Here is a 23,338-nt window from a genome sequence, read left to right as displayed (position 1 = left end):
AGCTCCGCGTCAGAGGTCGGCAGGCAGCGGTTCTTTGAGCCACTGCACGGCGTTTTTTTCCAGGCGGCCGTCAGCCTTGGCCGCCACCAGGATCTGGTTGACCTTTTCCAGCAACGCCGGCTCGTTCTTGTTCACGCCCACGTACACCGGTGAGTCCTTGAGTTTCACCTTCAGCGCGGGTACGCGTTTGGGGTTGCGTTCGCTGATGGCCACCATCACCACGTTGCCGCTGGCGATCAGGTCCACCTGGCCGGCCAGGTAGGCAGCAATGGTGGAGTTGTTGTCTTCAAAGCGCTTGATCGTGGCTTCCTTGGGCGCTACCGCTGTCAGCTCGATGTCCTCAATGGCGCCACGGGTCACGCTGATGGTCTTGCCCTTGAGGTCGTCGAGGCTGGCGATGGCGGCATCAGGCGGCCCAAACACGGCGAGGTAGAACGGCGCGTAGGCGTTGGAGAAATCGATGACCTTTGCACGCTCGGGGTTCTTGCCCAGGCTGGAAATCACCAGGTCGACCTTGCCAGTGGTGAGGAACGGGATGCGGTTGGTACTGTTCACCGGGGTCAGTTCCAGCTTGACCTTGAGTTGGTCGGCCAGCAGCTTGGCGGTGTCGATGTCCAGACCGCGTGGCTTCATGTCAGGGCCCACCGAACCAAACGGCGGGAAGTCCTGGGGCACGGCGACCTTCAGGGTGCCACGGGCGACGATGTCATCCAGACCATTCGCCTGGGCGGGTGCCTGGCTCAGCATCAGGCTGGCAAACAGGGCAGTGAGCAGGGCGCTGTAGCGCTTGGTCATGGCAACTCTCCGAAAATGGCGAAGGAATTTTCTGAGTTTGCCTAGTGCACAGCCCATGCCAGCACCGTTCGGATCGTCTGCAAGGCTGATGTTTATTGAGGTGCACAGGTCTTACTGGTCTGAACAGTGGCCAGGGTTTTCGCACCCTTTTCGAGCGTTTGCAAAAAGCCGCGAGCCCCTTTGGGGCGTGGCTTGCAGCCAGCCGTGAATAGTTTTACAACGGGTCACACACGCTATCGGGAACCCTGAGTTTTTATGAATTCCATTGCCCAAGCCGTACCGGAAGCGGCCTTGCAGGCCATCCGCAAATTGATCAAGGAGCAAGGCTTCGGGCCCGGCGACGCGTTGCCGTCCCAGCGCGACCTGGCCCTGCAATTGGGGGTGAGCCGGGCGTCTTTGCGTGAGGCGCTGTCGTCCCTCAGTGCCTTGGGCGTGGTCAGCGTGCAGCCGGGCAAGGGCGTGTTCGTGCAGGACGTGCAAGAGGCGCCGGGGTTCGCCTGGCCCTTTGCGGCGCAGGCTACGCCGTCGGATATCTTCCAACTGCGCTACGCCTTGGAGGGGTTTGCGGCGGGCTTGGCAGCGGTGACACTGACCCTCGAGGCACTGGACAGCCTGCAAGACAATGTTCAAGCCATGCGTAAAGTGCTCAAGGCGGGCGACTTCGAAGCGGCCGCCCGCCTGGACTTCGAATTTCACCAGCGCATTCTGCTGGCCAGCGGTAACCAGGCCATGGTGAGCATCCTCAGCGCCAGCGCCGAGGTGTTTCTGGAGAGTCAGAAGCTACCGTTCATCCGGCCGGAACGGGCCATGGAAACCTGGCAGGAACATCGCAGAATCCTGCGCGCCCTGGCCCGCCGCAGCAGTGCGGCGGCTCAGAAAACCATGCAGGAACATATACGTAATGCAGCGTTGCGCACGGGCATTGCATTTGTGACGCCCGCTACGCCGTGAGTGGGGCCATACCCGCACTCATTCGACTTCATAGCAAGACTCAATCAGACGCGGCTTCCTGAACAGGGGAAGGGCGGCTATGATGGGCAACGTTTTTTTTGCTTACAATCCGGAGACATCCATGAGCAGCGATCTTATCAAGCACGTCACCGACGCGTCCTTTGAAGCCGAAGTCCTCAAGGCTGACGGCCCGGTGCTGGTTGACTACTGGGCTGAATGGTGCGGCCCTTGCAAAATGATCGCTCCGGTCCTGGACGACATTGCAACCACTTACGCAGGCAAACTGACTATTGCCAAGCTGAACATCGACGAGAACCAGGAAACCCCGGCCAAGCATGGCGTGCGTGGTATCCCGACGCTGATGCTGTTCAAGAACGGCAATGTCGAAGCGACCAAAGTGGGCGCGCTGTCGAAGTCCCAGTTGCAAGCTTTCCTCGACGCGAACATCTAAGCGTCGTCAAAAAAGCCCCGCAAATAGCGGGGCTTTTTCGTAAAACAGGGCTAGACGCTCCGAAATCCAGGTGGTACATTCGGCCCCGCAGTGGTTTCTCCACTGCCCCCTGCAAGCCGTCGCCGACGCATTCCTTTTCGATTAGTACGCGATCCTGTCGCCTTCTCTGCGGCGCGGCCTCATTAAGCCAAAAGCTTAATTTCCCCCCTCCATAAATGATTACGTCATTCCTATATGAATCTGACTGAACTCAAGCAAAAGCCGATTACCGACCTGCTCCAACTGGCCGAAGAAATGGGCATAGAAAATATGGCCCGTTCGCGCAAGCAGGACGTGATTTTCTCCTTGCTCAAGAAGCACGCGAAAAGCGGCGAGGAAATCTCCGGTGATGGCGTGCTGGAGATTCTCCAGGACGGCTTCGGCTTCCTCCGCTCTGCAGACGCGTCCTATCTCGCCGGCCCAGACGATATCTACGTCTCGCCGAGCCAGATCCGTCGCTTCAACTTGCGCACTGGTGACACCATCGTTGGCAAGATCCGTCCTCCGAAGGAAGGCGAGCGTTACTTCGCCCTGCTCAAGGTCGACACGATCAACTTCGATCGCCCAGAGAACGCGAAAAACAAGATTCTCTTCGAGAACCTGACCCCGCTGTTCCCGACCGTGCGCATGAAGATGGAGGCCGGCAACGGCTCCACCGAAGATTTGACCGGCCGCGTGATCGACCTCTGCGCTCCGATCGGCAAAGGCCAGCGTGGCTTGATCGTCGCACCGCCGAAAGCCGGCAAGACCATCATGCTGCAGAACATCGCCGCGAACATTGCGCGTAACAACCCTGAAGTTCATCTGATCGTGCTGTTGATCGATGAGCGTCCGGAAGAAGTGACCGAAATGCAGCGCACCGTGCGCGGCGAAGTGGTTGCCTCGACGTTCGATGAGCCGCCAACCCGCCACGTGCAGGTTGCCGAAATGGTGATCGAAAAGGCCAAGCGCCTGGTCGAGCACAAGAAAGACGTGGTGATCCTGCTGGACTCCATCACCCGTCTGGCTCGCGCCTACAACACCGTGATCCCGAGCTCCGGCAAGGTGCTGACCGGTGGTGTCGATGCCCACGCCCTGGAGAAACCAAAGCGTTTCTTCGGCGCTGCGCGCAACATCGAAGAAGGCGGCTCGCTGACCATTATCGCCACCGCGCTGGTTGAAACCGGCTCGAAGATGGACGAAGTGATCTACGAAGAGTTCAAGGGTACCGGCAACATGGAACTGCCTTTGGACCGTCGCATCGCTGAAAAGCGTGTGTTCCCTGCGATCAACATCAACCGCTCCGGCACCCGCCGCGAAGAGTTGCTGACCGCAGACGACGAACTGCAGCGTATGTGGATCCTGCGCAAGCTGCTGCACCCGATGGACGAAGTTGCGGCCATCGAGTTCCTGATCGACAAGCTGAAAACCACCAAGACCAACGACGAGTTCTTCTTGTCGATGAAACGTAAGTAAATACTGCGTTTCTGGTCCAAAAAAATGGCGTCCCCCAGGGGGCGCCATTTTTTTTGCGTCGAGTTTGTATGGTTTTTATGGCATAAGTATCAGTTAAGTAACAAAAATTGACGCGTGACTACGCTCATTCCTTTCGTCACAGACTGACCACATTCATATGACCACTCTTGCTTACCGCAGAGACATCGACGGCCTGCGTGCCATCGCTGTCCTTGCAGTCGTGTTGTTTCACTTTGGCGTACCAGGCATCACTGGCGGTTTTGTTGGCGTTGACGTGTTTTTCGTCATTTCCGGTTTTCTAATCACGTCAATTATTTGGCGTGAGCGTCAAGCCGGACGCTTCAGCTTCATCGACTTCTGGGCTCGCCGCGCCCGGCGTATCTTGCCGGCCCTGTTTGTGATGATCGCGGCGACACTGGCAGTGGGTTGGTTTCTGTTGGCGCCCAAGGACTATGAAGAGTTGGGGCGGTCTGCGCATTATCAGGTGACCTTTACCTCGAACCTGTTGTTCTCACGCCAGCACGGCTACTTCGATGCCTCATCGGACATCAAGCCCTTGCTGCATACCTGGTCATTGGCGGTAGAAGAGCAGTTCTATATTTTCTTCCCGTTGCTGCTGACTTTGCTTTCCAGCCGTTTGAAGCACTGGCGCCTGGCATTGTTCGCGGTGCTGTTGGTGTCGTTTGGCATGAGCGTCTGGGCGGTTCAGCATGAGCCGCAGAAAGCTTTCTTCTTATTGCACCTGCGGGCCTGGGAGCTACTGGCCGGTGCGATGCTGGCGGTGCAGCCCAAGCGTGAATGGCGCGCCTCGCCGGCCTTGGCCCAAGGCGTCAGCCTGGCTTCCCTGGCATTAATCCTCGTCGCTGTGCTGGGCTACGACGCGAAAACCCCGTTCCCAGGTGCGACCGCGTTGTTGCCTGTGTTGGGGGTGGTCGGGTTGATCTGGGCCAACGGCCAGCAACAGACCTGGGTCGCTCGTCTGTTGGGCACACGGATCATGGTGGGTATCGGGCTGATCTCTTATTCCTGGTACCTCTGGCACTGGCCGGTATTCGTGTACGCCAACTATGCTGCGGTGGATGGCTTGAGCGCCCTGGAACTGGCGGGGCTGATGCTGCTTTCGCTGGTGCTGGGCTACCTGTCCTGGCGCTTCGTGGAAACGCCGTTCCGGGAAAAACGTTTGCTGGCCTCGCGTAAGGCGATTCTGGCGTCAGCCTTGGTCGGCATTCTGGGGCTGGGTTTCACTGGCCTGGCGATCCGTGAGTTCGACGGCGTGCCTTCGCGCTTGTCCGAACAGGCGTTGCGCTTTGCCCAGGCCAAGAAGTGGAGCCCGGACCTGTTGGCGTGCATGGCCGACAAAGATACCCCCGATGAACGCTTGTTCTGCCATTTCGGCCCCAAAGGCCAATCGGTTTCAGCGCTGGTATGGGGTGACAGCCACGCTACCGCGCTGATACCGGCCCTCAAAGAGGGCGCTGATCGCCACGATATCAGCCTGGTTGAAGCCAGTTTTGCCGGCTGTATTCCCCTCGATGGCCTGGAAAATATTGCCCGCTGCGCGCATTTCAACCGTCGCGTCGAGAAGGCCATGGCCGAGCAGACATTCAGCGATGTGGTGTTGGCCGCCCGCTGGAGCCTGTATGTGTATGGGCAAATGTCCGGTGACAAGGAGCATGCGCTCAAGGACCCTGGCACCGGCCAGTACGTGCGTGCCGTCGCCGAACAACGCTTTGCTCAAGGCCTGCGCGAGCGCATCCAGGGCTTGCGCGCTGCTGGGCACAAGGTCTGGCTGGTCAAGGAAGTGCCGCTGCAGGAAATCATCGTGCCTTACCGGCTCAGCCGCCTGGCCATGATGAATCGCCCCGTGGACGGTGAAGGGCTTGCCTTGGCCGAGCATGTGAAGCGCCAGGCGTTTATCACGCAGTTGTTTGATGAGTTGGCGGCGGCCGACAGTGGTGTCGCGGTGCTGGACCCTGCGCCTTTGCTGTGCGGCGCCGATGGGTTGTGCCGGGTCGAACTCAATGGCCGCGCGCTGTATACCGACGATAACCATCTTTCAGACGTTGGCGCGCGACACATCGAAGCCTTCCTGGAGCCGTTGTTCAGTTCGTTGCAATCACGCGGATTGACGGCCAATTAAGCTGCCAGCCGCCCTCAGAGCAGGTAGGATGTACGCCTATTTTACGGGTGGCATGGTTAATGAAATTCAAGGATCTTCGGGATTTCGTGCAGCAACTTGAGCAGCGCGGAGAGTTGAAACGTATCCAGATGCCGATTTCTCCGGTGCTGGAAATGACTGAGATTTGCGACCGTACCTTGCGCAACAAGGGCCCGGCGCTGTTGTTCGAAAACCCGACCGGCTTTGATATCCCGGTGCTGGGCAACCTGTTCGGCACTCCCGAGCGCGTGGCCTTTGGCATGGGCGCCGAGTCTGTCAGCGAGCTGCGCGAGATCGGCAAGCTGCTGGCGTTTCTCAAGGAGCCCGAGCCGCCCAAGGGTTTGAAGGACGCCTGGTCCAAGCTGCCGATCTTCCGCAAGATCATCGCCATGGCCCCCAAGGTGGTCAAGGACGCGGTGTGCCAGGAAGTGGTCATTGAGGGGGATGATGTCGACCTGGCCATGCTCCCGGTGCAAACCTGCTGGCCCGGCGACGTCGGCCCGTTGATCACCTGGGGCCTGACCGTCACCAAAGGCCCGAACAAGGACCGCCAGAACCTCGGTATCTACCGTCAGCAAGTCATTGGCCGTAACAAAGTGATCATGCGCTGGCTGAGCCACCGTGGCGGCGCCCTCGACTTCCGCGAGTGGTGCGAGAAGCATCCCGGCCAGCCGTTCCCGGTTTCCGTGGCCCTGGGGGCTGACCCGGCGACCATCCTCGGCGCAGTGACGCCCGTGCCCGACAGCCTCTCCGAATATGCCTTCGCCGGCTTGTTGCGCGGTAATCGCACGGAGTTGGTGAAGTGCCGCGGTAACGACCTGCAAGTGCCGGCCACCGCCGAGATCATTCTTGAAGGTGTGATTCACCCAGGTGAAATGGCCGATGAAGGCCCGTACGGCGACCACACTGGTTACTACAACGAAGTCGACAGCTTCCCGGTGTTCACCGTCGAGCGCATCACCCATCGGGTCAAGCCGATCTACCACAGCACCTACACGGGTCGTCCGCCCGATGAGCCGGCCATCCTCGGCGTGGCGCTCAACGAAGTGTTCGTGCCGATCCTGCAAAAGCAATTCCCGGAAATCACCGACTTCTACCTGCCGCCCGAGGGCTGTTCGTATCGCATGGCCATCGTGACCATGAAGAAGTCGTATCCGGGGCATGCCAAGCGGGTAATGCTCGGTGTGTGGTCGTTTTTGCGACAGTTCATGTACACCAAGTTCGTTATTGTCACCGACGACGACATCAATGCCCGGGACTGGAACGACGTGATCTGGGCCATCACCACGCGCATGGACCCCAAGCGCGATACGGTGATGATCGACAACACGCCTATCGACTACCTCGACTTCGCGTCGCCGGTATCGGGCCTGGGCTCGAAGATGGGCCTGGATGCCACGCACAAATGGCCGGGCGAAACCACGCGTGAGTGGGGCCGGGTGATCGTCAAGGATGAAGCCGTCACGGCGCGGGTCGATGCGATCTGGAAAGAATTGGGAATAGATTGATGCGTGTAACCCTGCAACCTTCCGGTGCTGTGCTGGAACTGGCCCCTGGCGAGCGAATCCTCGAGGGCGCACGCCGCCTGGGCTATGAGTGCCCCCAAGCCTGCCGTAATGGCGTGTGCCATGTCTGCGCGGCGTTGCTGGTGGAGGGCCGCGTACAGCAAGCCGGGGAGGTGCGCGATCATGGTGAGTTCTACACCTGTATCGCCGAGCCGCTGGAGGACTGCGTGGTGTTGTGGGATGGCGTTCTGGCGCCGGGAGAGTTGCCGTTGCGCCAATTGTCGTGCCAATTGATCGAGTGTGTGCAAGTGGGTGGCGATGTGTGGCGTGTGCGCCTGCGCGCCCCGGCAGGCAAGGCGGTGCGTTACCACGCCGGGCAATACCTGATGATCGAGCGGGACAGCGGCGAGAAGTCGGCGTTCTCCCTGGCCTCGGCGCCCCATGCCGGGCGTGAGTTGGAGTTGCATGTACTGGCACGGGAAGCCAGTGCGCGCAGCCTCATCGAGCAGTTGCAGCGCAACCAGATGGCGCGCGTCGAGCTGCCGTTTGGTGACACTCACCTGGCCGAATTGCCGGATGGGCCACTGGTGCTGATGGCTGCCGGCACCGGCATGGCGCAGATGCACAGCCTGATCGAGCATTGCCGCGCTTCAGGTTTCAAGCACCCGGTGCATCTGTACTGGGGCGTGCGCCTGCCGGAAGATTTCTACGAAATCGAGCACTGGGATCAATGGCTGCATTTACCCAACCTGTTCCTGCACAAAGTGGTCAGCGACCTGTGTGGTTGGGAAGGGCGCTGTGGTTTGCTGCATGAGGCAGTGTGCGAAGACATTGCCGACCTCAATAGCGTGCATGTCTACGCCAGCGGTTCGCCGGCGATGATCTACGGCACCCTGGACGCACTGGTTAACGCCGGCATGGATGCGCACCGGATGCGCGCCGACGTCTTCGCCTACGCCCCAAGGCCCTAATGTGGGAGCTGGCTTGCCTGCGATGACGGCCTGTCAGCCGACACCTATCTACCTGACCCCCCGTGATCCAACTGTGGGAGCTGGCTTGCCTGCGATAGCGGCCTGCCAGTCGACACAGTTATACCGAGTACATATCCATTGCTGCGGTAACGGCCACCTAGGGTTCCGCCCTGACGGCGGCTCACTTTTGAAAAGCGCAAAAGTAAGCAAAACGCTCTTGCCCCGCCACTCGGCACCTCGCTTGGGCTCGGTTTACCCCCCAAATCACTGTCGAATTACGGCCAGCGTGGTTTAACGGGGCGCCTGAGATCAAGATCACAAGCAGATCAAGATCAAGAGCGGCTCGCTGCGCATCGTGGTTACCGTCTGTTGCTACAGCCCACAAAGTTGCGTAGATGCCTATGCTGCGATAGCGGTGGGTCAGCGCCTCATTTGATGACTGGCACACCGCTATCGCAGGCAAACCAGCTCCCACCCGGGACCGCGCGGTGTCAGAAGCGTACTCCAGTCGTCACCATCGCCGCGTTGAACCCGAGCAATACCAGCTCCGCCGCCACCGGCCCGTAATGCGTGCCCACCGACGGAATGATCACCGGCGCCACGCCGAATCGGTTCAACGGGATCTTGTCGCGGTACTCGCCGCGATAGCCCTGGAGCAGCCCGCCAGTCAATTTTGCATACACCGGATAGTCGGCCATGTCATAGCGCTTGCCCACATAGGCGTAGTACGAGCGCTGGCGGAACGAGTTGCGAAAAGTCACCCCGCCGTACAGAAGGCCCGACGCCTCGTTGCGTTCCAGGCCGATCAAGTCCTGCTTGTTGTTGTGCTCAGGGTCGGGTGCGAAGTGCCGGGTGTAGACGCTGGTCTGGGCATACCAGAAGCCTTTGTCTTCGTTGGCGGGTGGGGTTTCGCTCGCCAGAGCGGTGGTGGCTTGGGCCAGGAACAACAGCGCAGGCAATCGAAATTTTTTCATGGGGCGACCTCGATAGTCGATGTGATGAACGGCTAAGTGGGGTCGTTGTGTGCGCGCTAGTTTGACGGCTTGGCGCCCGCCCAGGCTGAACCGGGGCTGACAGTAGCGGGATTAACCGTGCAGATCCTGACGAGTGGTGGGCGTTGATTATGCCCAATGGGACTTTTTCGCCGTACGGTTACAGCGCTGGGTTTTATTACGGTAAAGTCGCTTACAACTGGTAACACACAGGAGGCGCACCGCATTTCGCCATGACCGCCATTGAAACCGATCTTCTGCAATTGGCTTACCCTCCGCGACTCGATCTTGGGCCGCAACTCACACACGAACAGTTAATGAGCTCGATGCAAGCCACCATGGCTCGGCATAAGGGTGGGCCGGTGTGGCTATTTGCTTATGGTTCGCTGATCTGGCGCCCTGAATGTTCATCCACCGAACGCGTGCGGGCGCGGGTCCACGGTTATCACCGGGGCTTGTACCTGTGGTCCCATGAGCATCGGGGTACACCGGAGTTGCCGGGGCTGGTGTTCGGGCTGGATCGCGGTGGTTCCTGCAGCGGGTTCGCCTATCGTTTGCCGGAAGACCAGTTGGAGGCCTCGCTGTATGCCCTGTGGCAACGCGAGATGCCTTACCCCTCTTACCGGCCGCACTGGCTCAGTTGCCGATTGCAAGATGGCAGTACCGTGCAGGCGTTAGGGTTTGTGTTGGAGCGGCATTTGCCCAGCTATGCCGGCAACTTGCCCGATATCGTGCTTAATCATGTGCTGCAAAGCGCTTGCGGGCGTTACGGCACCACTCGCGATTATGTCGAGCAGACCGTGAACGCCCTGCGTAGCCACGCCATGCCAGATAAAAACCTGGAGGCGCGGCTCAAGCGTTGTGCCAGGGATTGTCCGGGCGGTTAACGCGCCGAGCTGACACTGTTGGTGTGCCACAGCGTAGGGATCAGGAATGCGATCGCCAGTACACAGGCGCTGATCAGCAGTACAAAACCGCCGTCCCAGCCGAAATGGTCAACCGTGTAGCCCATGGCGGCACTTGCGGCTACCGAACCACCGAGGTAACCGAACAAGCCTGTGAAGCCTGCTGCGGTGCCGGCGGCTTTCTTCGGTGCCAGCTCCAGCGCCTGCAGGCCGATCAGCATCACCGGGCCGTAGATCAGGAAGCCGATGGAGAACAGCGCAATCATGTCGATCATCGGGTTGCCCGGCGGGTTGAGCCAGTAAACCAGGGTTGCCACTGTTACCAGGGCCATGAACACGATGCCGGTCAGGCCGCGGTTGCCACGGAAGATCTTGTCCGACATCCAGCCGCACAGCAGCGTGCCGGGGATACCTGCCCACTCGTAGAAGAAGTACGCCCAGGACGACTTATCGACGGTGAAGTGCTTGGCTTCTTTCAAATAGGTGGGCGCCCAGTCCAGTACGCCATAACGCAGCAGATAGACGAACACGTTGGCGAAGGCGATGTACCAGAGCATTTTGTTGCGCAGCACGTATTTGACGAAGATTTCCTTGGCGCTGAATTCGTCTTCGTGGCTGGCGTCGTAGCCTTCTGGGTAGTCGTTCTTGTATTTCTCGATAGGCGGCAAGCCCACCGATTGCGGGGTGTCGCGCATGGTGATGAAGGCAAACGCCGCGACCGCCAGGGCCACGGTGGCCGGCACATAGAACGCTGCATGCCAGTCGTTGAACCACGCCATGCCCAGCAGGAACAGCGGGCCGATCAGGCCACCGCCGACGTTATGCGCCACGTTCCACACGGACACCACGCCGCCGCGTTCTTTCTGCGACCACCAGTGCACCATGGTGCGCCCACTTGGCGGCCAGCCCATGCCCTGGGCCCAGCCGTTGATGAACAGCAAAATGAACATCATGGTCACGCTGGACGTTGCCCAAGGCGCGAAACCGAAAATGAACATCACCCCCGCCGAAACCAGCAGGCCAAAGGGCAGGAAATAGCGTGGGTTGGAGCGGTCGGACACCAGGCCCATCAGGAATTTGGACAAGCCGTAGGCAATCGCGATCGCCGACATCGCCAGGCCCAGCTCACCACGGGTGTAACCCTCGTCGATCAGGTAGGGCATGGCCAGGGAGAAGTTTTTACGCAGCAGGTAGTAGCCGGCGTAACCAAAGAAAATACCCGCGAAGATCTGCCAGCGCAGCCGTCGGTAGGTACTGTCTATCTTTTCTTCAGGCAGGGGCGCCTGGTGTGCGGCAGGACGAAAGAAAGCAAACATTCAAGAGCTCCAAATTTCTTGTTTTGACTGCGGATGCGAATGTTACAGTTTCGTTACCGAAAATAGCATCGCCTCTTATCCGCAAACACAGGAAACGCGAGCAATTGCATGTTCTTTTACGAACATGTCGCTAATAGATAAGTTGTGGGCGTGATTAGGTCCTAAGACCACTGAGTAACCACTGTGGGAGCAGGCAAGCCAGCTCCCACATGGATTGCATTTCAGGTGTGTTATCGGGTTTGGACAACTATTTTACCCACCGCCTTGCGCTGCCCCAGGTCATTGATCGCCTGCGCGGCCTGTTCCAGTGGATACACCTGCGACACCAATGGCTTGAGCTTGCCCTCGCCATACCAGGTGAACAATTGCTGGAAGTTCGCCGCATTGTCCTGCGGTTGGCGTTGGGCAAACGAGCCCCAGAACACGCCGACCACCGCTGCGCCCTTGAGCAACGCCAGGTTCACCGGCAGTTCAGGAATACGCCCGCTGGCGAAACCCACCACCAACAGGCGCCCATTCCAGGCGATCGAACGAATGGCCTGGTCAAACAGGTCACCACCCACTGGGTCGTAGATAACATCGGCGCCGTTGCCATCGGTCAGGCGCTTGACCTCATCCTTGAGGCTGGCTTCGCTGTAGTTGATCAGCTCATCGGCGCCGGCCGCCTTGGCCACTGCGAGTTTATCGGCGCTGCTGGCAGCAGCAATCACCCGAGCGCCCATGGCCTTGCCGATCTCCACGGCAGCCAGGCCCACGCCGCCGGACGCCCCAAGCACCAGCAGGGTCTCGCCGGGTTGCAGGTTGGCGCGTTGTTTCAGCGCATGCATGGAAGTGCCGTAGGTCATGCTGAAGGCGGCGGCGGTGTTGAAATCCATGCTCGGCGGGATCGGCAGCACGTTATAGCCGGGCACCGCGACCTGCTCGGCAAAGCTGCCCCAACCGGTCAGGGCCATCACGCGGTCACCGGCTTTCAGGTGGCTGACTTTCTCACCCACCTCGCTGACCACGCCTGCCGCTTCGCCACCGGGTGAGAACGGAAAGGGCGGCTTGAACTGGTATTTGCCTTCGATGATCAGCGTGTCCGGGAAATTCACCCCGGCCGCGTGCACGTCCAACAAGATTTCATTCTTCTTGATCGCCGGGCTGGCGATCTCTTCCAGCACCAGGGTTTCGGCGGGGCCGAAGGCTTTGCACAGCACAGCTTTCATCGGACTATTCCTTTTGGCGTCGTGGCCGATAAGTGTAGGAGGGTACGCCCGTGGGTCAACGAGCATGCCCACGCCTGATAAGCCCCCATAAGCTTGTGCTCAGCCTTGCTAGCGTTATGCTACCCGGCAACCGAATTCGAGGAATGAACTGTGAAAGCGTGGATCCTGTTGATGCTGGCCCTGACCTTGCCGATGGCAGCCCAGGCCGAAGAGGCCAAAGAGGGCGAGGCGCCGAAGGTCAGCTATATCAGCCTGAGCCCGCCGTTCGTGGGCAATTACGGCCTGGATGGCACCGCCAAGCTCAAGGTCTACAAGGCCGACATTGCCCTGCGCGTGACCGGCGATGAAGCGGCGAAGCTGGTCAAGGCCAACGACCCCTTGATTCGCAACCAACTGGTGGCGCTGTTTACCCAGCAGACCAACGAGACCATGAGCAGTGTGGAAGGCAAGGAAAAGCTGCGCCAAGAGGCGTTGAAGCAAACGCAGCAAGTGATGAACGATGAAACCGGCAAGCCGGTGGTAGAAGACCTGCTGTTCAACAACCTGATCATCCAGTAGGAGCGACTTGCTCGCGAAAAACGTCAACGATAACGCGTGCTTCCTGGATAAACGCGGCGCCTGTGAGTTTTTCGCGAGCAAGCTCGCTCCTACAAGAAACCGGGGTTAGTTAAAGCAACTGAAGGACCGCTGCCCACTGCTCTGGTGTGACCGCCATGACAGAAAGCCGGCTGCCCTTCTGCACCAGCGGCATTTGCGCCAGTGCAGTTTGCTGCTTTAGATAGCCCAGGCCCAGCACCTTGGGGAAGGTCTGCACATGGGCGACATCGATCGCGCTCCATGGGTTTTTCTCCGGCGTGGCCTTGGCGTCGAAATAGTGGCTTTCTGGTTCCAGCGCAGTGGGGTCCGGGTAGGCGGCCCGGATGATTTTGCCGATGCCGGCAATCCCTGGCTCCGGGCAACTGGAGTGATAGAAGAAAAACTCGTCGCCCACGGCCATGGCGCGCAAAAAGTTGCGCGCCTGATAGTTGCGTACGCCGTCCCAGCGCGCTTCGCCGAGCTTTTCCAGGCCGTTGATGGAGAGTTCGTCGGGCTCGGATTTCATCAGCCAGTAGGCCATTTTTGGGCTCCTGAAAAAGGCATTGGGCAAGTTGTCGGGCAATTGCATGACAAACCGACAGTCGGTTGGCGTCAAGGTTTGCGTGTTGGTTCACGTTACCGCAGAATGCGCGCTTTTAAGCTTGACGCAGCTGCAACGGACTACTTTGGAACGTTGTTGTCATCGTGTACGAGGTGCCTGAAAGGGGGGCAATCGATGCAACGTAAGCCGGATTTACTATGGATTTTGGTTATTTTGTTTGGTCTGGGCGTCGTGACCACCGGTTATGCCCAAAGCCTGTGGTCGAACAAGACCGATGCACCGGTTGAACTGGCTCAGCAGCAGCCACAACCGTTCAAGCGTTAACTCAAGCATTCACCAAGGCGCCGCTGTTTCCAGCGGCGTTTTTGCGACATACCACTGCTTATCGGTCACCGTCCCCGCCAACGGCACATCCCAGCTGGCCTGCGCCAGGCGTTCGACTTTCTGGCATTCATGGGCCAGCCCCAGCAGTGTTGGCTTGCGCCAGCTCTGGCGGCGGGCAAGATAGGCCAGGCTGCGGTCGTAAAACCCGCCACCCATGCCCAGGCGCCCACCTCCATCATCGAACCCCACCAACGGCAACAACACCAGGTCCAGCGCCCAGACCTTGCGTTGGTGATGGGCATTGACCCGTGGCTCAAGGATGCGAAAGCGGTTGGGCAGCAACTTATCCCCAGGCCGTACGCGCTGGAACACCATCTTGGTGCGCGGCCAGGCGCTGAGCACCGGCAGGTAAGTGGCCTTGCCGCGGCGCTGGGCTGCACGCAGCAGCAGGCGCGGATCGATTTCACCGTCCGTGGGCAGATATAAAGAGATATGTTTGGCCCGGCGAAACAGCGGGTGCTGTGCCAGTTGCCGGTACAGGCCGTGAGCGGCCTGGCGCTGCTCGCTCGGCGTGAGGGCGCGGCGGGCCTTACGCAACATGCGTCGAAGTTGCGGACGAGATAGCGGCGCAGGTTCGGTCATGGTTTTCCGGCTCATAAAACAATGCCAGTCCGGGGACTGGCATTGAGTTTGGGAATTCAGGCTCCCCGACAGAGCCGCTGTCGACTTAGCCCTTGAACCCGAAAGTTCAAGGTGGAAGAAGCAGTAGGCTTTAAGGCTTTCCGTCTAGCGGACATGCACACCAGCCCAACGTGCAACTTCCAGGGTAGTGCGAATCGGCTCAGGGACATCGCCGACTGGCAAACACGCCAGGGAGTGGGGCGAGTATACCTTAAACCTGCTCGGCAATCAGCCCTTGGGTGTTTCTGAATCGGTGGAAAGCACCAGATCCACGCGATCGAGCAGGTCACGCACCTGCTCGCGCGTCGAGCCGCTGGCCTGTACGTCAGGGCGCTCCTGCTTATGCAGCAGGTCGTGGGTAATATTCAGCGCGGCCATCACGGCGATGCGGTCGGCGCCGATCACTTTGCCGCTGCTGCGGATTTCGCGCATCTTGCCATCCAGGTAGCGGGCAGCGCTCACCAGGTTGCTGCGTTCTTCCTGGGGGCAGATGATCGAATATTCTTTGTCGAGGATCTGCACGGTAACGCTATTGCTTGAACTCATGAGTCTTGCTCCAGGGCCTTCAGGCGCGAAATCATCGATTCGACCTTACGCCGGGCGATTTCGTTTTTTTCAATGAGGTGAGCGCGTTCCTCGCGCCAGGTCTTTTCCTGAGCTAATAGGAGTCCGTTTTGACTCTTAAGTTGCTCGACCCGATCAATTAGCAGTTCGAGTCTGGCCATCAGCGCTTGCAGGTCGGTGTCTTCCATTGGGTTCCACTGGATTTGTCTGATGAATGGCAACTGCAGGATAAACGATCTGACGCCCTCGATAGTCTTGGTGCGTCTGCCGGTGCTAGGATACAGCGCTCCATTCTAGACATTGCGCCGTCTGGCGCCTAGCTCACCATGCCCATTCAGAATTCCCCGTACGACGCTTTTTCCAAACTGCTGAGCACCAGCGGTCACCCATGCTCGCCTGCCGAACTGCACGGCGTGCTGTTGGGCCGCAGTTGCACCGGCGTGGGCTTTGATGCCGACAACTGGCTGGCCGATGTGGCCGAGCTGCTGGAAACCGAACCCACCGACAATGTGCGTAACGCATTGATCGGCCTGCAAGAAATGGTCAAGGGCGAGCTGACCGGTGATGACGTCACCGTGGTCCTGCTGCTGCCTACCGACGACGCCCCGCTGGCTGACCGCGCCGCCGCGCTGGGCCAATGGTGCCAGGGTTTCCTCCACGGTTTCGGCGTGAATGCCGGCGGCCTGGAGCTGAGCACCGACGCCAAGGAAGTGCTGCAGGACCTGGCGGCCATCTCCCAGGTGCAAGATGCCCTGGAAGAATCCGAAGACGGTGAAGGCGACTACATGGAAGTCATGGAATACCTGCGCGTCGCGCCGCTGCTGCTGTTCACCGAGACCCGCAAGTCCGCTGAGCCCGCCGCGCCCAAGCCGTCGCTGCACTGAGAAAGGACACCCATCTGCCCATGATCCATATCCCCAAAGCGGAATACACCCGGCGTCGCAAGGCGCTCATGGCGCAGATGGAACCCAACAGCATCGCGATCCTGCCGGCCGCCGCCGTGGCCATCCGCAACCGCGATGTCGAGCATGTCTACCGCCAGGACAGCGATTTCCAGTACCTGAGCGGTTTCCCCGAGCCCGAAGCGGTGATCGTGCTGATGCCCGGTCGCCAGCACGGCGAGTACGTGCTGTTCTGCCGCGAGCGCAATGCCGAGCGCGAATTGTGGGACGGCTTGCGTGCGGGCACCGAGGGCGCGATCCGCGACTTTGGCGCTGACGACGCCTTTCCCATTACCGATATCGACGACATCCTGCCCGGCCTGATCGAAGGCCGCGACCGCGTGTACTCGGCCATGGGCAGCAATGCCGAATTCGACCGGCATGTAATGGAGTGGATCAACGTGATCCGTTCCAAGGCGCACCTGGGCGCCCAGCCGCCGAACGAATTCGTTGCCCTGGATCATCTGCTGCACGACATGCGCCTGTATAAATCGGCGGCAGAAGTGAGGGTGATGCGTGAGGCCGCGCGCATTTCCTGTGTGGCCCATGTGCGGGCGATGCAGGCCAGCCGTGCCGGTTTGCATGAGTTCAGCCTGGAAGCCGAACTGGATTACGAGTTCCGCAAGGGCGGCGCGAAAATGCCGGCCTATGGCTCCATCGTCGCCGCTGGGCGCAACAGCTGCATCCTGCATTACCAGCAGAATGACGCGGTGCTCAAGGACGGCGATCTGGTGCTGATCGACGCCGGGTGTGAGATCGACTGCTACGCCAGCGACATCACCCGTACCTGGCCGGTCAACGGCAAGTTTTCGCCCGAGCAAAAGGCGATCTACGAGATTGTGCTGGCCTCCCAGGAAGCCGCCTTCAAGCAGATCGCGCCGAACAAACATTGGAACCAGGCCCACGAGGCGACCGTGCAGGTCATCACCGCCGGCCTGGTGAGGCTGGGGTTGTTGCAAGGTGACGTTGACGAGTTGATCGCCAGCGAAGCCTACCGCGCCTTCTACATGCACCGTGCCGGCCATTGGCTGGGCATGGATGTGCATGATGTGGGCGAGTACAAAGTGGGCGGTGAATGGCGCGTGCTGGAAGTGGGCATGGCCTTGACCGTGGAGCCGGGCATCTATATTTCCCCGGACAACCAGAACGTGGCAAAGAAATGGCGTGGCATTGGCGTGCGCATCGAGGACGACGTGGTAGTGACCAAGCAAGGCTGTGAAATCCTGACCGGCGGTGTGCCCAAGACCGTTGCCGAGATCGAAGCGTTGATGGCGGCTGCCCGATGAGCCGGGTTAACCTGGCGATTATCGGTGGCGGCCTGGTGGGCGCCAGCCTGGCCCTGGCATTGCAAGCGGGGGCCAAGGCGCGGGGTTGGAAAATCGTGCTGATCGAACCCTTTGCACCGGGCGACAGCTACCAGCCGAGCTACGATGCGCGCTCTTCTGCGCTGTCGTTTGGCGCGCGCCAGATTTACCAGCGGCTGGGCCTGTGGCAAGCCATTTCCCGGCGCGCCGAGCCGATCAAGCAGATCCACGTGTCGGACCGTGGGCGTTTCTCCACCGCGCGCTTGTCGGCGATGGAGGAGGGCGTGCCGGCCCTGGGTTATGTGGTGGAAAACGCCTGGCTCGGCCAATGCCTGTGGCAAGGCTTGGACAAGGAGGTGGTGAGCTGGCGTTGCCCGGCAGAAGTCACGCGCATGGAGCCGCTGCCCGATGGCTATCGCCTGACCCTCAACGATGAAACCGTGCTGGAATGCGACCTTGCCGTATTGGCCGATGGCGGCCGCTCCGGCTTGCGTGAGCAATTGGGCATTGGCGTGAAAACCCGGCCCTACAACCAGAGCGCGCTGATCGCCAACATCACCCCGAGCGAAGCCCACAATGGCGAGGCGTTCGAGCGCTTTACCGATGAAGGCCCAATGGCCTTGCTGCCGTTGCCGGACAACCGGTGCGCGCTGGTCTGGACCCGCATCGGCATGGACGCCCAGCGCCTGGCCAGCCTCGACGAGCGTAGCTTCCTGAGCGAATTGCAGGGCGTGTTCGGGTATCGCCTGGGCACGCTCAAGCAAGTGGGCGCGCGTCACCTGTACCCGTTGACCCTGGTGGAAGCCGAAGAGCAAGTGCGCTCGCACCTGGCCGTTCTGGGCAATGCCGCCCACAGCCTGCACCCCATTGCCGGGCAGGGGTTCAACCTGTCCCTGCGCGATGCCAATGCCTTGGCCGAAGCGCTGTTGGCCGGGCCGGCGGTGCCGGGTGACCTGGCGACTTTGCAAGGCTATCGCGAGCGTCAGCGCCTGGACCAGCAACTCACCGTAGGCTTCTCCGACCAGGTCACGCGCCTGTTCGGCAGTGCTCAGCCATTGGTGGCGCTGGGCCGCAATATGGGCTTGCTCGGCCTCGACCTGTTGCCCCCGGCCAAACGCTGGTTCGCCCGTCAGGCCATGGGCCTGGGCACGCGTTCCGATGTTTGAAGCGGACCACACCTTTACTTGCGGCCTGTGCCGCACACGAGACAAGGCTTGAATATGGACATGCGCGCAGATGTGCTGATTGTCGGGGCCGGAATGGTCGGAAGCGCCCTGGCGCTGGCGTTGCAGGGCAGTGGCTTGCAGGTGCTGCTGCTCGACGGCAGCCCGTTGAGCGTCAAGCCGTTTGAGCCGGCTGCGGCGTTTGAACCGCGGGTGAGCGCGTTGTCGGCGGCCAGCCAGCGCATTCTTGAGCGCCTGGGCGTGTGGGACGGCATCGTCTCGCGTCGTGCCAGCCCCTATGGCGAAATGCAGGTATGGGACGGCAGCGGCACCGGGCAGATCCACTTCTCGGCGGCCAGTGTGCATGCCGAGGTGCTTGGGCATATCGTCGAAAACCGCGTGGCGCAGGATGCCTTGCTCGATCGCCTGCATGACTGCGACCTCGGCCTGCTCGCCAACGCACGCCTGGAACAGATGCGCCGCTCTGGCGATGATTGGTTGCTGACCCTGGCCGACGGTCGCAAGCTGCGCGCGCCGCTGGTGGTGGCCGCCGACGGTGCCAACTCCGCCGTACGCCGCCTGACCGGTACACCTACCCGCGAATGGGATTACCTGCATAACGCCATCGTCACCAGCGTGCGCAGCAGCCAGCCGCACCAGCGCACCGCGTGGCAACGCTTCACCGACACCGGCCCGCTGGCGTTCCTGCCGCTGGTACGCGATGGGCAGGAAGACTGGTGCTCGATTGTCTGGTCGACCACGCCTGCTGAGTCCGAGCGCTTGATGGCGCTGGATGATGAACGCTTCTGTCGCGAACTGGAACGTGCCTTCGAAGGGCGCCTGGGCACCGTGGTCAGCGCTGACCCGCGTGTGTGCGTACCGTTGCGCCAGCGCCATGCCAAACGCTATGTGGCCGAAGGCTTGGCGTTGATCGGCGACGCCGCCCACGTCATCCACCCGTTGGCGGGGCAGGGCGTCAACCTGGGCTTCCTCGATGCGGCTGTGCTGGCCGAAGTGTTGTTGGCCGCGACCGAGCGCGGCGAGCGCTTGGCCGATGTGAAAGTGCTGAGCCGTTACGAGCGACGTCGTATGCCCCACAACCTGGCGCTGATGGCGGCGATGGAAGGCTTTGAGCGCTTGTTCCAGGCCGATCAACTGCCGCTGCGCTGGCTGCGCAACGCGGGTTTGAAAATCGTCGACCAGATGCCCGAAGCCAAGGCCGTGTTCGTGCGCCAGGCACTGGGTTTGACGGGCGATCTCCCCGACCTCGCCAAACCCTGACCTGAAGTACATCCGTTCGGGCTTATGTGGGAGCGGGCTTGCTCGCGAATGCAGTGGGTCAGTTGATATTTCCATAACTGACACTGCGCTTTCGCGAGCAAGCCCGCTCCCACAAAAGGCGAATAAAAGCACCTGCAACATCTGGTAACGCCTCCACCAAGCGTTACCAAATGTGAGTCCTTATCATTTGCCCTCCATTTGCAAATGAGAGACCGCACCCATGTTGGCACCCAAGCGCCTCCTGACTGCCCTGGCACTCACCCTGATCGGCAGCACCACCGTGCAGGCGGCCGACGAAGTCGTGGTCTACTCCTCGCGTATCGACGAGCTGATCAAGCCCGTATTCGACGCCTACACCAAAAAGACCGGCGTGCAGGTCAAGTTCATCACCGACAAGGAAGCCCCGTTGATGCAGCGCATCAAGGCCGAGGGCGAGAACGCCACCGCCGACCTGCTGCTCACCGTTGACGCCGGCAACCTCTGGCAGGCCGAGCAGATGGGCATCCTGCAACCGTTCACCTCGCCTGTCATCGACAAGAACATTCCTCTGCAATATCGCTCATCGGCCCACGCCTGGACCGGTTTGAGCCTGCGTGCGCGGACGATCGCCTACTCCACCGACCGGGTAAAGCCGGGCGACCTGACCACCTACGAAGCCCTGGCCGACAAGCAGTGGGAAGGCCGCCTGTGCCTGCGCACGGCAAAAAAAGTCTACAACCAGTCGCTGACCGCCACGTTGATCGAAACCCATGGCGCGGCCAAGACCGAAGAAATCATCAAGGGTTGGGTGAATAACCTCTCCACCGACGTGTTCTCCGACGACATCGCCGTGCTGGAGGCCATCAACGCCGGGCAATGCGACGTGGGTATCGTCAACACCTATTACTACGGTCGCCTGCACAAGCAGAAGCCAGACCTGGCCGTGAAGTTGTTCTGGCCGAACCAGGGCGACCGCGGTGTGCACGTGAACCTGTCCGGCATTGGCCTGACCAAGTACGCGCCGCACCCGGAAGCGGCCAAGGCGCTGGTGGAGTGGATGACCACGCCTGAGGCACAGAAGATCTTCGCCGACGTCAACCAGGAGTTCCCGGCCAACCCGGCGGTACCGCCATCGGCGGAAGTGGCGACCTGGGGCAAGTTCGTGGCCGATACCTTGCCGGTTGAAGTGGCAGGCAAGCGCCAGGCCGAGGCGATTCGCCTGATGGATCGCGCTGGCTGGAACTGAGTACAATTTGTAGGGGCAAGCCCTAATACCTGTAGGAGCGAGCTTGCTCGCGAAAAACTCACAGGCACCGCGTTTATTCAGGAATCACGCGGTATCGTTGACGTTTTTCGCGAGCAAGCTCGCTCCTACAGGCATCAGGGCCTTTCTCCCACACTGTTTTTTGTCTGCCTTCAGATAGCCTGTTTACAGAGAGTTTGCTCTTGGCCCACCCCGCCCAACGTCGCTGGTACCTGCCGGTCTTCAGCGTCGCCGCCCTGGTGCTGTTGCCGCTGAGCGTGCTGCTGCTGTCCTGGCAAAGCATCGACACACAGATCTGGGCGCACCTCTGGGATACTCAGATGCCCCGCTTGCTGGGCAACACCTTGACCCTGGTGCTCGGTGTCGGCCTGGGCGTGACGCTGCTGGGCGTCAGCCTGGCCTGGCTGACCAGCCTGTGCGAATTCCCCGGGCGGCGCTGGCTCGATTGGGCATTGATGTTGCCCTTTGCAATCCCTGCCTATGTGCTGGCCTTCGTGTTCGTGGGCCTGCTGGATTTTGCCGGCCCGGTGCAAACCCTGCTGCGCGAGTGGTTCGGCACCGGGCTGCGTTTGCCACGGGTGCGCTCCACCGGCGGCGTGGTCATCGTATTGGTGCTGGTGTTCTATCCCTATGTCTACCTGCTGGCGCGTAGCGCGTTCCTGGCCCAGGGCAAAGGCTTGATGGAAGCGGCGCGGGTACTGGGGCAATCGCCATGGCAAGCGTTCTGGCGCGTGGCGTTACCAATGGCGCGGCCAGCGATTGGTGCCGGTGTGGCCCTGGCGTTGATGGAGACGCTGGCGGATTTTGGCGCTGTCTCGGTGTTCAATTTTGACACCTTCACCACCGCTATCTATAAAACCTGGTACGGCTTTTTCAGCCTGTCCAGCGCCGCGCAACTGGCCAGCCTGCTGCTGCTGGTGGTGATGCTGGTGCTGTATGGCGAACGGCGCGCGCGCGGGGCCAGCCGACCGAGCAATGAGCGACCACGGGGCAAGGCGTTGTACCACTTGCGCGGATTCAAGGCCGTGGCGGCCAGCGCCTGGTGCAGCCTGGTTTTCGCCTGCGCGTTCGTGATTCCAATGCTGCAACTGGTGGTTTGGTTCTGGCAGCGTGGCCGCTTCGACCTGGATGAGCGTTACACCGGGCTGATCATCCATACCCTCTACCTGGGCGGGATCGCAGCCCTGCTCACGGTCAGCGTGGCGCTGATACTGGCCTTTGCCAACCGTCTGGCGCCCACCCGGGCGATTCGCTCCGGTATCAGCCTGGCCAATGTCGGCTATGCCTTGCCAGGCTCGGTGCTGGCGGTGTCGATCATGCTGGCGTTCAGCTACCTGGACCGCGAGCTGGTGGTGCCGCTCTCCGGATGGCTGGGCGGGGCGGGCAAGCCTTTGCTGCTGGGCAGCCTGTCGGCACTGGTGCTGGCGTACCTGGTGCGGTTCCTGGCGGTGGCCTATGGGCCGCTGGAAAACAGCCTGGCGCGCATCCGTCCGTCATTGCCTGAAGCGGCACGCAGCCTTGGGGTGAGCGGCCCACGACTGTTTTGCAAAGTGTATCTGCCGTTATTGCTGCCGGGCACGTTGAGCGCAGCGCTGTTGGTGTTTGTGGATGTACTCAAGGAAATGCCCGCCACCTTGCTGATGCGCCCGTTTGGCTGGGATACCCTGGCGGTACGGATCTTTGAAATGACCAGTGAAGGCGAATGGGCGCGGGCGTCTTTGCCGGCGCTGACCCTCGTGCTGGTTGGCTTGTTGCCGGTCATCGGGCTGATTCGTCGCTCGGCTCGGCAAATCGGTTAGGTGCCAGTCCTACGGCTTGAGGCTACAATGCGCGGCATTCGGTGCGCTCCGTCTTTCGGATCGACCTGCTGTATGTGGCTGCGGGCCTTGTAATACAAGGTGTTCGGCGCAAGTGGCAGCTCTGCGCGCCTTCGCCAAGCCCGGAAGGAGAAAC

General features: G+C 60.7%; 23 protein-coding genes and 1 other RNA gene. 15 read left to right on the top strand and 9 right to left on the bottom strand.

Annotation, left to right across the window (positions count from 1 at the left end):
* Window positions 1-9: 9 nt before the first annotated feature.
* On the bottom strand, window positions 10-795 hold the full coding sequence (locus HU731_RS14840) for a transporter substrate-binding domain-containing protein (RefSeq protein WP_186607024.1): 786 nt from the start codon (window positions 793-795) through the stop codon (window positions 10-12).
* A gap of 255 nt (window positions 796-1,050) precedes the next feature.
* On the opposite strand from HU731_RS14840, the gene HU731_RS14835 reads away from it, so the two are divergent.
* From HU731_RS14835 to HU731_RS14810, 6 genes are all read left to right on the top strand, one after another.
* Complete coding sequence (locus HU731_RS14835) at window positions 1,051-1,746, top strand: FadR/GntR family transcriptional regulator (RefSeq protein WP_186607023.1); 696 nt, start codon at window positions 1,051-1,053, stop codon at window positions 1,744-1,746.
* A gap of 121 nt (window positions 1,747-1,867) precedes the next feature.
* On the top strand, window positions 1,868-2,197 hold the full coding sequence (gene trxA / locus HU731_RS14830; protein ID WP_186607022.1) for a thioredoxin TrxA: 330 nt from the start codon (window positions 1,868-1,870) through the stop codon (window positions 2,195-2,197).
* 234 nt (window positions 2,198-2,431) lie between these two features.
* A complete protein-coding gene (gene rho / locus HU731_RS14825) occupies window positions 2,432-3,691 on the top strand; it encodes a transcription termination factor Rho (protein ID WP_003176825.1) in 1,260 nt (419 codons plus the stop codon).
* Window positions 3,692-3,848: 157 nt separating this feature from the next.
* Window positions 3,849-5,831 (top strand): acyltransferase family protein, encoded by a 1,983-nt coding sequence (locus HU731_RS14820; RefSeq protein WP_186607021.1) that lies wholly within the window; start codon window positions 3,849-3,851, stop codon window positions 5,829-5,831.
* Window positions 5,832-5,890: 59 nt separating this feature from the next.
* On the top strand, window positions 5,891-7,357 hold the full coding sequence (gene ubiD / locus HU731_RS14815) for a 4-hydroxy-3-polyprenylbenzoate decarboxylase (protein WP_098950071.1): 1,467 nt from the start codon (window positions 5,891-5,893) through the stop codon (window positions 7,355-7,357).
* Window positions 7,357-8,325, top strand: a complete 969-nt coding sequence (locus HU731_RS14810) for a CDP-6-deoxy-delta-3,4-glucoseen reductase (protein WP_186607020.1) — start codon at window positions 7,357-7,359, stop codon at window positions 8,323-8,325. The genes ubiD and HU731_RS14810 overlap by 1 nt, the downstream gene beginning before the upstream one ends.
* Before the next feature lie 491 nt (window positions 8,326-8,816).
* Here the strand turns inward: HU731_RS14810 and HU731_RS14805 are convergent, their stop codons facing one another.
* A complete protein-coding gene (locus tag HU731_RS14805; protein ID WP_186607019.1) occupies window positions 8,817-9,299 on the bottom strand; it encodes a sn-glycerol-3-phosphate transporter in 483 nt (160 codons plus the stop codon).
* A gap of 251 nt (window positions 9,300-9,550) precedes the next feature.
* Between HU731_RS14805 and HU731_RS14800 the strand changes: the two genes are divergently transcribed.
* Window positions 9,551-10,204: a gamma-glutamylcyclotransferase gene (locus HU731_RS14800; RefSeq protein ID WP_094773955.1), complete on the top strand. Its 654-nt coding sequence runs from the start codon at window positions 9,551-9,553 to the stop codon at window positions 10,202-10,204.
* Here HU731_RS14800 and glpT read toward each other — a convergent pair.
* Together glpT and HU731_RS14790 are read right to left on the bottom strand one after the other, a co-directional pair.
* A complete protein-coding gene (gene glpT / locus HU731_RS14795) occupies window positions 10,201-11,538 on the bottom strand; it encodes a glycerol-3-phosphate transporter (RefSeq protein ID WP_032894604.1) in 1,338 nt (445 codons plus the stop codon). The two genes, HU731_RS14800 and glpT, sit on opposite strands and share 4 nt — an antisense overlap.
* A 230-nt stretch (window positions 11,539-11,768) precedes the next feature.
* Window positions 11,769-12,746, bottom strand: a complete 978-nt coding sequence (locus tag HU731_RS14790) for an NADPH:quinone oxidoreductase family protein (RefSeq protein WP_044269739.1) — start codon at window positions 12,744-12,746, stop codon at window positions 11,769-11,771.
* Between the two features lie 150 nt (window positions 12,747-12,896).
* Here HU731_RS14790 and HU731_RS14785 point away from each other — a divergent pair, with 150 nt between their 5' ends.
* Window positions 12,897-13,304 (top strand): flagellar basal body-associated protein FliL, encoded by a 408-nt coding sequence (locus HU731_RS14785; RefSeq protein ID WP_014720413.1) that lies wholly within the window; start codon window positions 12,897-12,899, stop codon window positions 13,302-13,304.
* A 109-nt stretch (window positions 13,305-13,413) separates the two neighbouring features.
* Here the strand turns inward: HU731_RS14785 and HU731_RS14780 are convergent, their stop codons facing one another.
* A complete protein-coding gene (locus tag HU731_RS14780; protein ID WP_186607018.1) occupies window positions 13,414-13,863 on the bottom strand; it encodes an EVE domain-containing protein in 450 nt (149 codons plus the stop codon).
* A gap of 195 nt (window positions 13,864-14,058) precedes the next feature.
* Between HU731_RS14780 and HU731_RS14775 the strand changes: the two genes are divergently transcribed.
* Window positions 14,059-14,208: a hypothetical protein gene (locus tag HU731_RS14775; RefSeq protein WP_010207387.1), complete on the top strand. Its 150-nt coding sequence runs from the start codon at window positions 14,059-14,061 to the stop codon at window positions 14,206-14,208.
* Window positions 14,209-14,217: 9 nt separating this feature from the next.
* Here HU731_RS14775 and HU731_RS14770 read toward each other — a convergent pair whose 3' ends face one another.
* The 4 genes from HU731_RS14770 to HU731_RS14755 all read right to left on the bottom strand — a co-directional run bounded on the left by HU731_RS14770 (window position 14,218) and on the right by HU731_RS14755 (window position 15,641).
* Window positions 14,218-14,850, bottom strand: a complete 633-nt coding sequence (locus HU731_RS14770) for a 5-formyltetrahydrofolate cyclo-ligase (protein ID WP_186607110.1) — start codon at window positions 14,848-14,850, stop codon at window positions 14,218-14,220.
* 58 nt (window positions 14,851-14,908) lie between these two features.
* Window positions 14,909-15,087, bottom strand: a non-coding RNA gene (ssrS, locus tag HU731_RS14765) — 6S RNA.
* 30 nt (window positions 15,088-15,117) lie between these two features.
* Window positions 15,118-15,435 (bottom strand): cell division protein ZapA, encoded by a 318-nt coding sequence (locus HU731_RS14760; RefSeq protein WP_098950075.1) that lies wholly within the window; start codon window positions 15,433-15,435, stop codon window positions 15,118-15,120.
* Entirely contained in the window at window positions 15,432-15,641 is a 210-nt protein-coding gene (locus HU731_RS14755) for a TIGR02449 family protein (protein ID WP_003177365.1), read from the bottom strand. The genes HU731_RS14760 and HU731_RS14755 overlap by 4 nt, the downstream gene beginning before the upstream one ends.
* 138 nt (window positions 15,642-15,779) lie before the next feature.
* On the opposite strand from HU731_RS14755, the gene HU731_RS14750 reads away from it, so the two are divergent.
* From HU731_RS14750 to HU731_RS14725, 6 genes are all read left to right on the top strand, one after another.
* Window positions 15,780-16,337, top strand: coding sequence for a YecA/YgfB family protein (locus HU731_RS14750; protein WP_056783168.1), 558 nt, complete (start codon window positions 15,780-15,782; stop codon window positions 16,335-16,337).
* Window positions 16,338-16,357: 20 nt separating this feature from the next.
* Window positions 16,358-17,680, top strand: coding sequence for a Xaa-Pro aminopeptidase (gene pepP / locus HU731_RS14745; RefSeq protein ID WP_186607017.1), 1,323 nt, complete (start codon window positions 16,358-16,360; stop codon window positions 17,678-17,680).
* On the top strand, window positions 17,677-18,864 hold the full coding sequence (ubiH, locus tag HU731_RS14740) for a 2-octaprenyl-6-methoxyphenyl hydroxylase (RefSeq protein WP_186607016.1): 1,188 nt from the start codon (window positions 17,677-17,679) through the stop codon (window positions 18,862-18,864). The genes pepP and ubiH overlap by 4 nt, the downstream gene beginning before the upstream one ends.
* Before the next feature lie 60 nt (window positions 18,865-18,924).
* Window positions 18,925-20,142: a 2-octaprenyl-3-methyl-6-methoxy-1,4-benzoquinol hydroxylase gene (locus tag HU731_RS14735; RefSeq protein ID WP_186607109.1), complete on the top strand. Its 1,218-nt coding sequence runs from the start codon at window positions 18,925-18,927 to the stop codon at window positions 20,140-20,142.
* 220 nt (window positions 20,143-20,362) lie between these two features.
* Entirely contained in the window at window positions 20,363-21,367 is a 1,005-nt protein-coding gene (locus tag HU731_RS14730) for an extracellular solute-binding protein (RefSeq protein ID WP_186607015.1), read from the top strand.
* A 200-nt stretch (window positions 21,368-21,567) separates the two neighbouring features.
* Complete coding sequence (locus HU731_RS14725; RefSeq protein ID WP_186607014.1) at window positions 21,568-23,184, top strand: ABC transporter permease; 1,617 nt, start codon at window positions 21,568-21,570, stop codon at window positions 23,182-23,184.
* The last annotated feature ends 154 nt before the right edge of the window (window positions 23,185-23,338 follow it).

Source organism: Pseudomonas salmasensis, assembly GCF_014268375.2.
Taxonomy (GTDB): Bacteria; Pseudomonadota; Gammaproteobacteria; order Pseudomonadales; family Pseudomonadaceae; genus Aquipseudomonas; species Aquipseudomonas salmasensis.
The sequence above is the reverse complement of the archived record's forward strand: the minus strand, read 5'-3'. Positions and strand labels throughout refer to the sequence as shown.

What these genes read in the sequence shown, in the direction of transcription:
- HU731_RS14840 (WP_186607024.1), bottom strand. Translation starts at nt 795, where the DNA reads ATGACCAAGCGCTACAGCGCCCTGCTCACTGCCCTGTTTGCCAGCCTG.
- HU731_RS14835 (WP_186607023.1), top strand. Translation starts at nt 1,051, where the DNA reads ATGAATTCCATTGCCCAAGCCGTACCGGAAGCGGCCTTGCAGGCCATC.
- trxA (WP_186607022.1), top strand. Translation starts at nt 1,868, where the DNA reads ATGAGCAGCGATCTTATCAAGCACGTCACCGACGCGTCCTTTGAAGCC.
- rho (WP_003176825.1), top strand. Translation starts at nt 2,432, where the DNA reads ATGAATCTGACTGAACTCAAGCAAAAGCCGATTACCGACCTGCTCCAA.
- HU731_RS14820 (WP_186607021.1), top strand. Translation starts at nt 3,849, where the DNA reads ATGACCACTCTTGCTTACCGCAGAGACATCGACGGCCTGCGTGCCATC.
- ubiD (WP_098950071.1), top strand. Translation starts at nt 5,891, where the DNA reads ATGAAATTCAAGGATCTTCGGGATTTCGTGCAGCAACTTGAGCAGCGC.
- HU731_RS14810 (WP_186607020.1), top strand. Translation starts at nt 7,357, where the DNA reads ATGCGTGTAACCCTGCAACCTTCCGGTGCTGTGCTGGAACTGGCCCCT.
- HU731_RS14805 (WP_186607019.1), bottom strand. Translation starts at nt 9,299, where the DNA reads ATGAAAAAATTTCGATTGCCTGCGCTGTTGTTCCTGGCCCAAGCCACC.
- HU731_RS14800 (WP_094773955.1), top strand. Translation starts at nt 9,551, where the DNA reads ATGACCGCCATTGAAACCGATCTTCTGCAATTGGCTTACCCTCCGCGA.
- glpT (WP_032894604.1), bottom strand. Translation starts at nt 11,538, where the DNA reads ATGTTTGCTTTCTTTCGTCCTGCCGCACACCAGGCGCCCCTGCCTGAA.
- HU731_RS14790 (WP_044269739.1), bottom strand. Translation starts at nt 12,746, where the DNA reads ATGAAAGCTGTGCTGTGCAAAGCCTTCGGCCCCGCCGAAACCCTGGTG.
- HU731_RS14780 (WP_186607018.1), bottom strand. Translation starts at nt 13,863, where the DNA reads ATGGCCTACTGGCTGATGAAATCCGAGCCCGACGAACTCTCCATCAAC.
- HU731_RS14775 (WP_010207387.1), top strand. Translation starts at nt 14,059, where the DNA reads ATGCAACGTAAGCCGGATTTACTATGGATTTTGGTTATTTTGTTTGGT.
- HU731_RS14770 (WP_186607110.1), bottom strand. Translation starts at nt 14,850, where the DNA reads ATGACCGAACCTGCGCCGCTATCTCGTCCGCAACTTCGACGCATGTTG.
- HU731_RS14760 (WP_098950075.1), bottom strand. Translation starts at nt 15,435, where the DNA reads ATGAGTTCAAGCAATAGCGTTACCGTGCAGATCCTCGACAAAGAATAT.
- HU731_RS14755 (WP_003177365.1), bottom strand. Translation starts at nt 15,641, where the DNA reads ATGGAAGACACCGACCTGCAAGCGCTGATGGCCAGACTCGAACTGCTA.
- HU731_RS14750 (WP_056783168.1), top strand. Translation starts at nt 15,780, where the DNA reads ATGCCCATTCAGAATTCCCCGTACGACGCTTTTTCCAAACTGCTGAGC.
- pepP (WP_186607017.1), top strand. Translation starts at nt 16,358, where the DNA reads ATGATCCATATCCCCAAAGCGGAATACACCCGGCGTCGCAAGGCGCTC.
- ubiH (WP_186607016.1), top strand. Translation starts at nt 17,677, where the DNA reads ATGAGCCGGGTTAACCTGGCGATTATCGGTGGCGGCCTGGTGGGCGCC.
- HU731_RS14735 (WP_186607109.1), top strand. Translation starts at nt 18,925, where the DNA reads ATGCGCGCAGATGTGCTGATTGTCGGGGCCGGAATGGTCGGAAGCGCC.
- HU731_RS14730 (WP_186607015.1), top strand. Translation starts at nt 20,363, where the DNA reads ATGTTGGCACCCAAGCGCCTCCTGACTGCCCTGGCACTCACCCTGATC.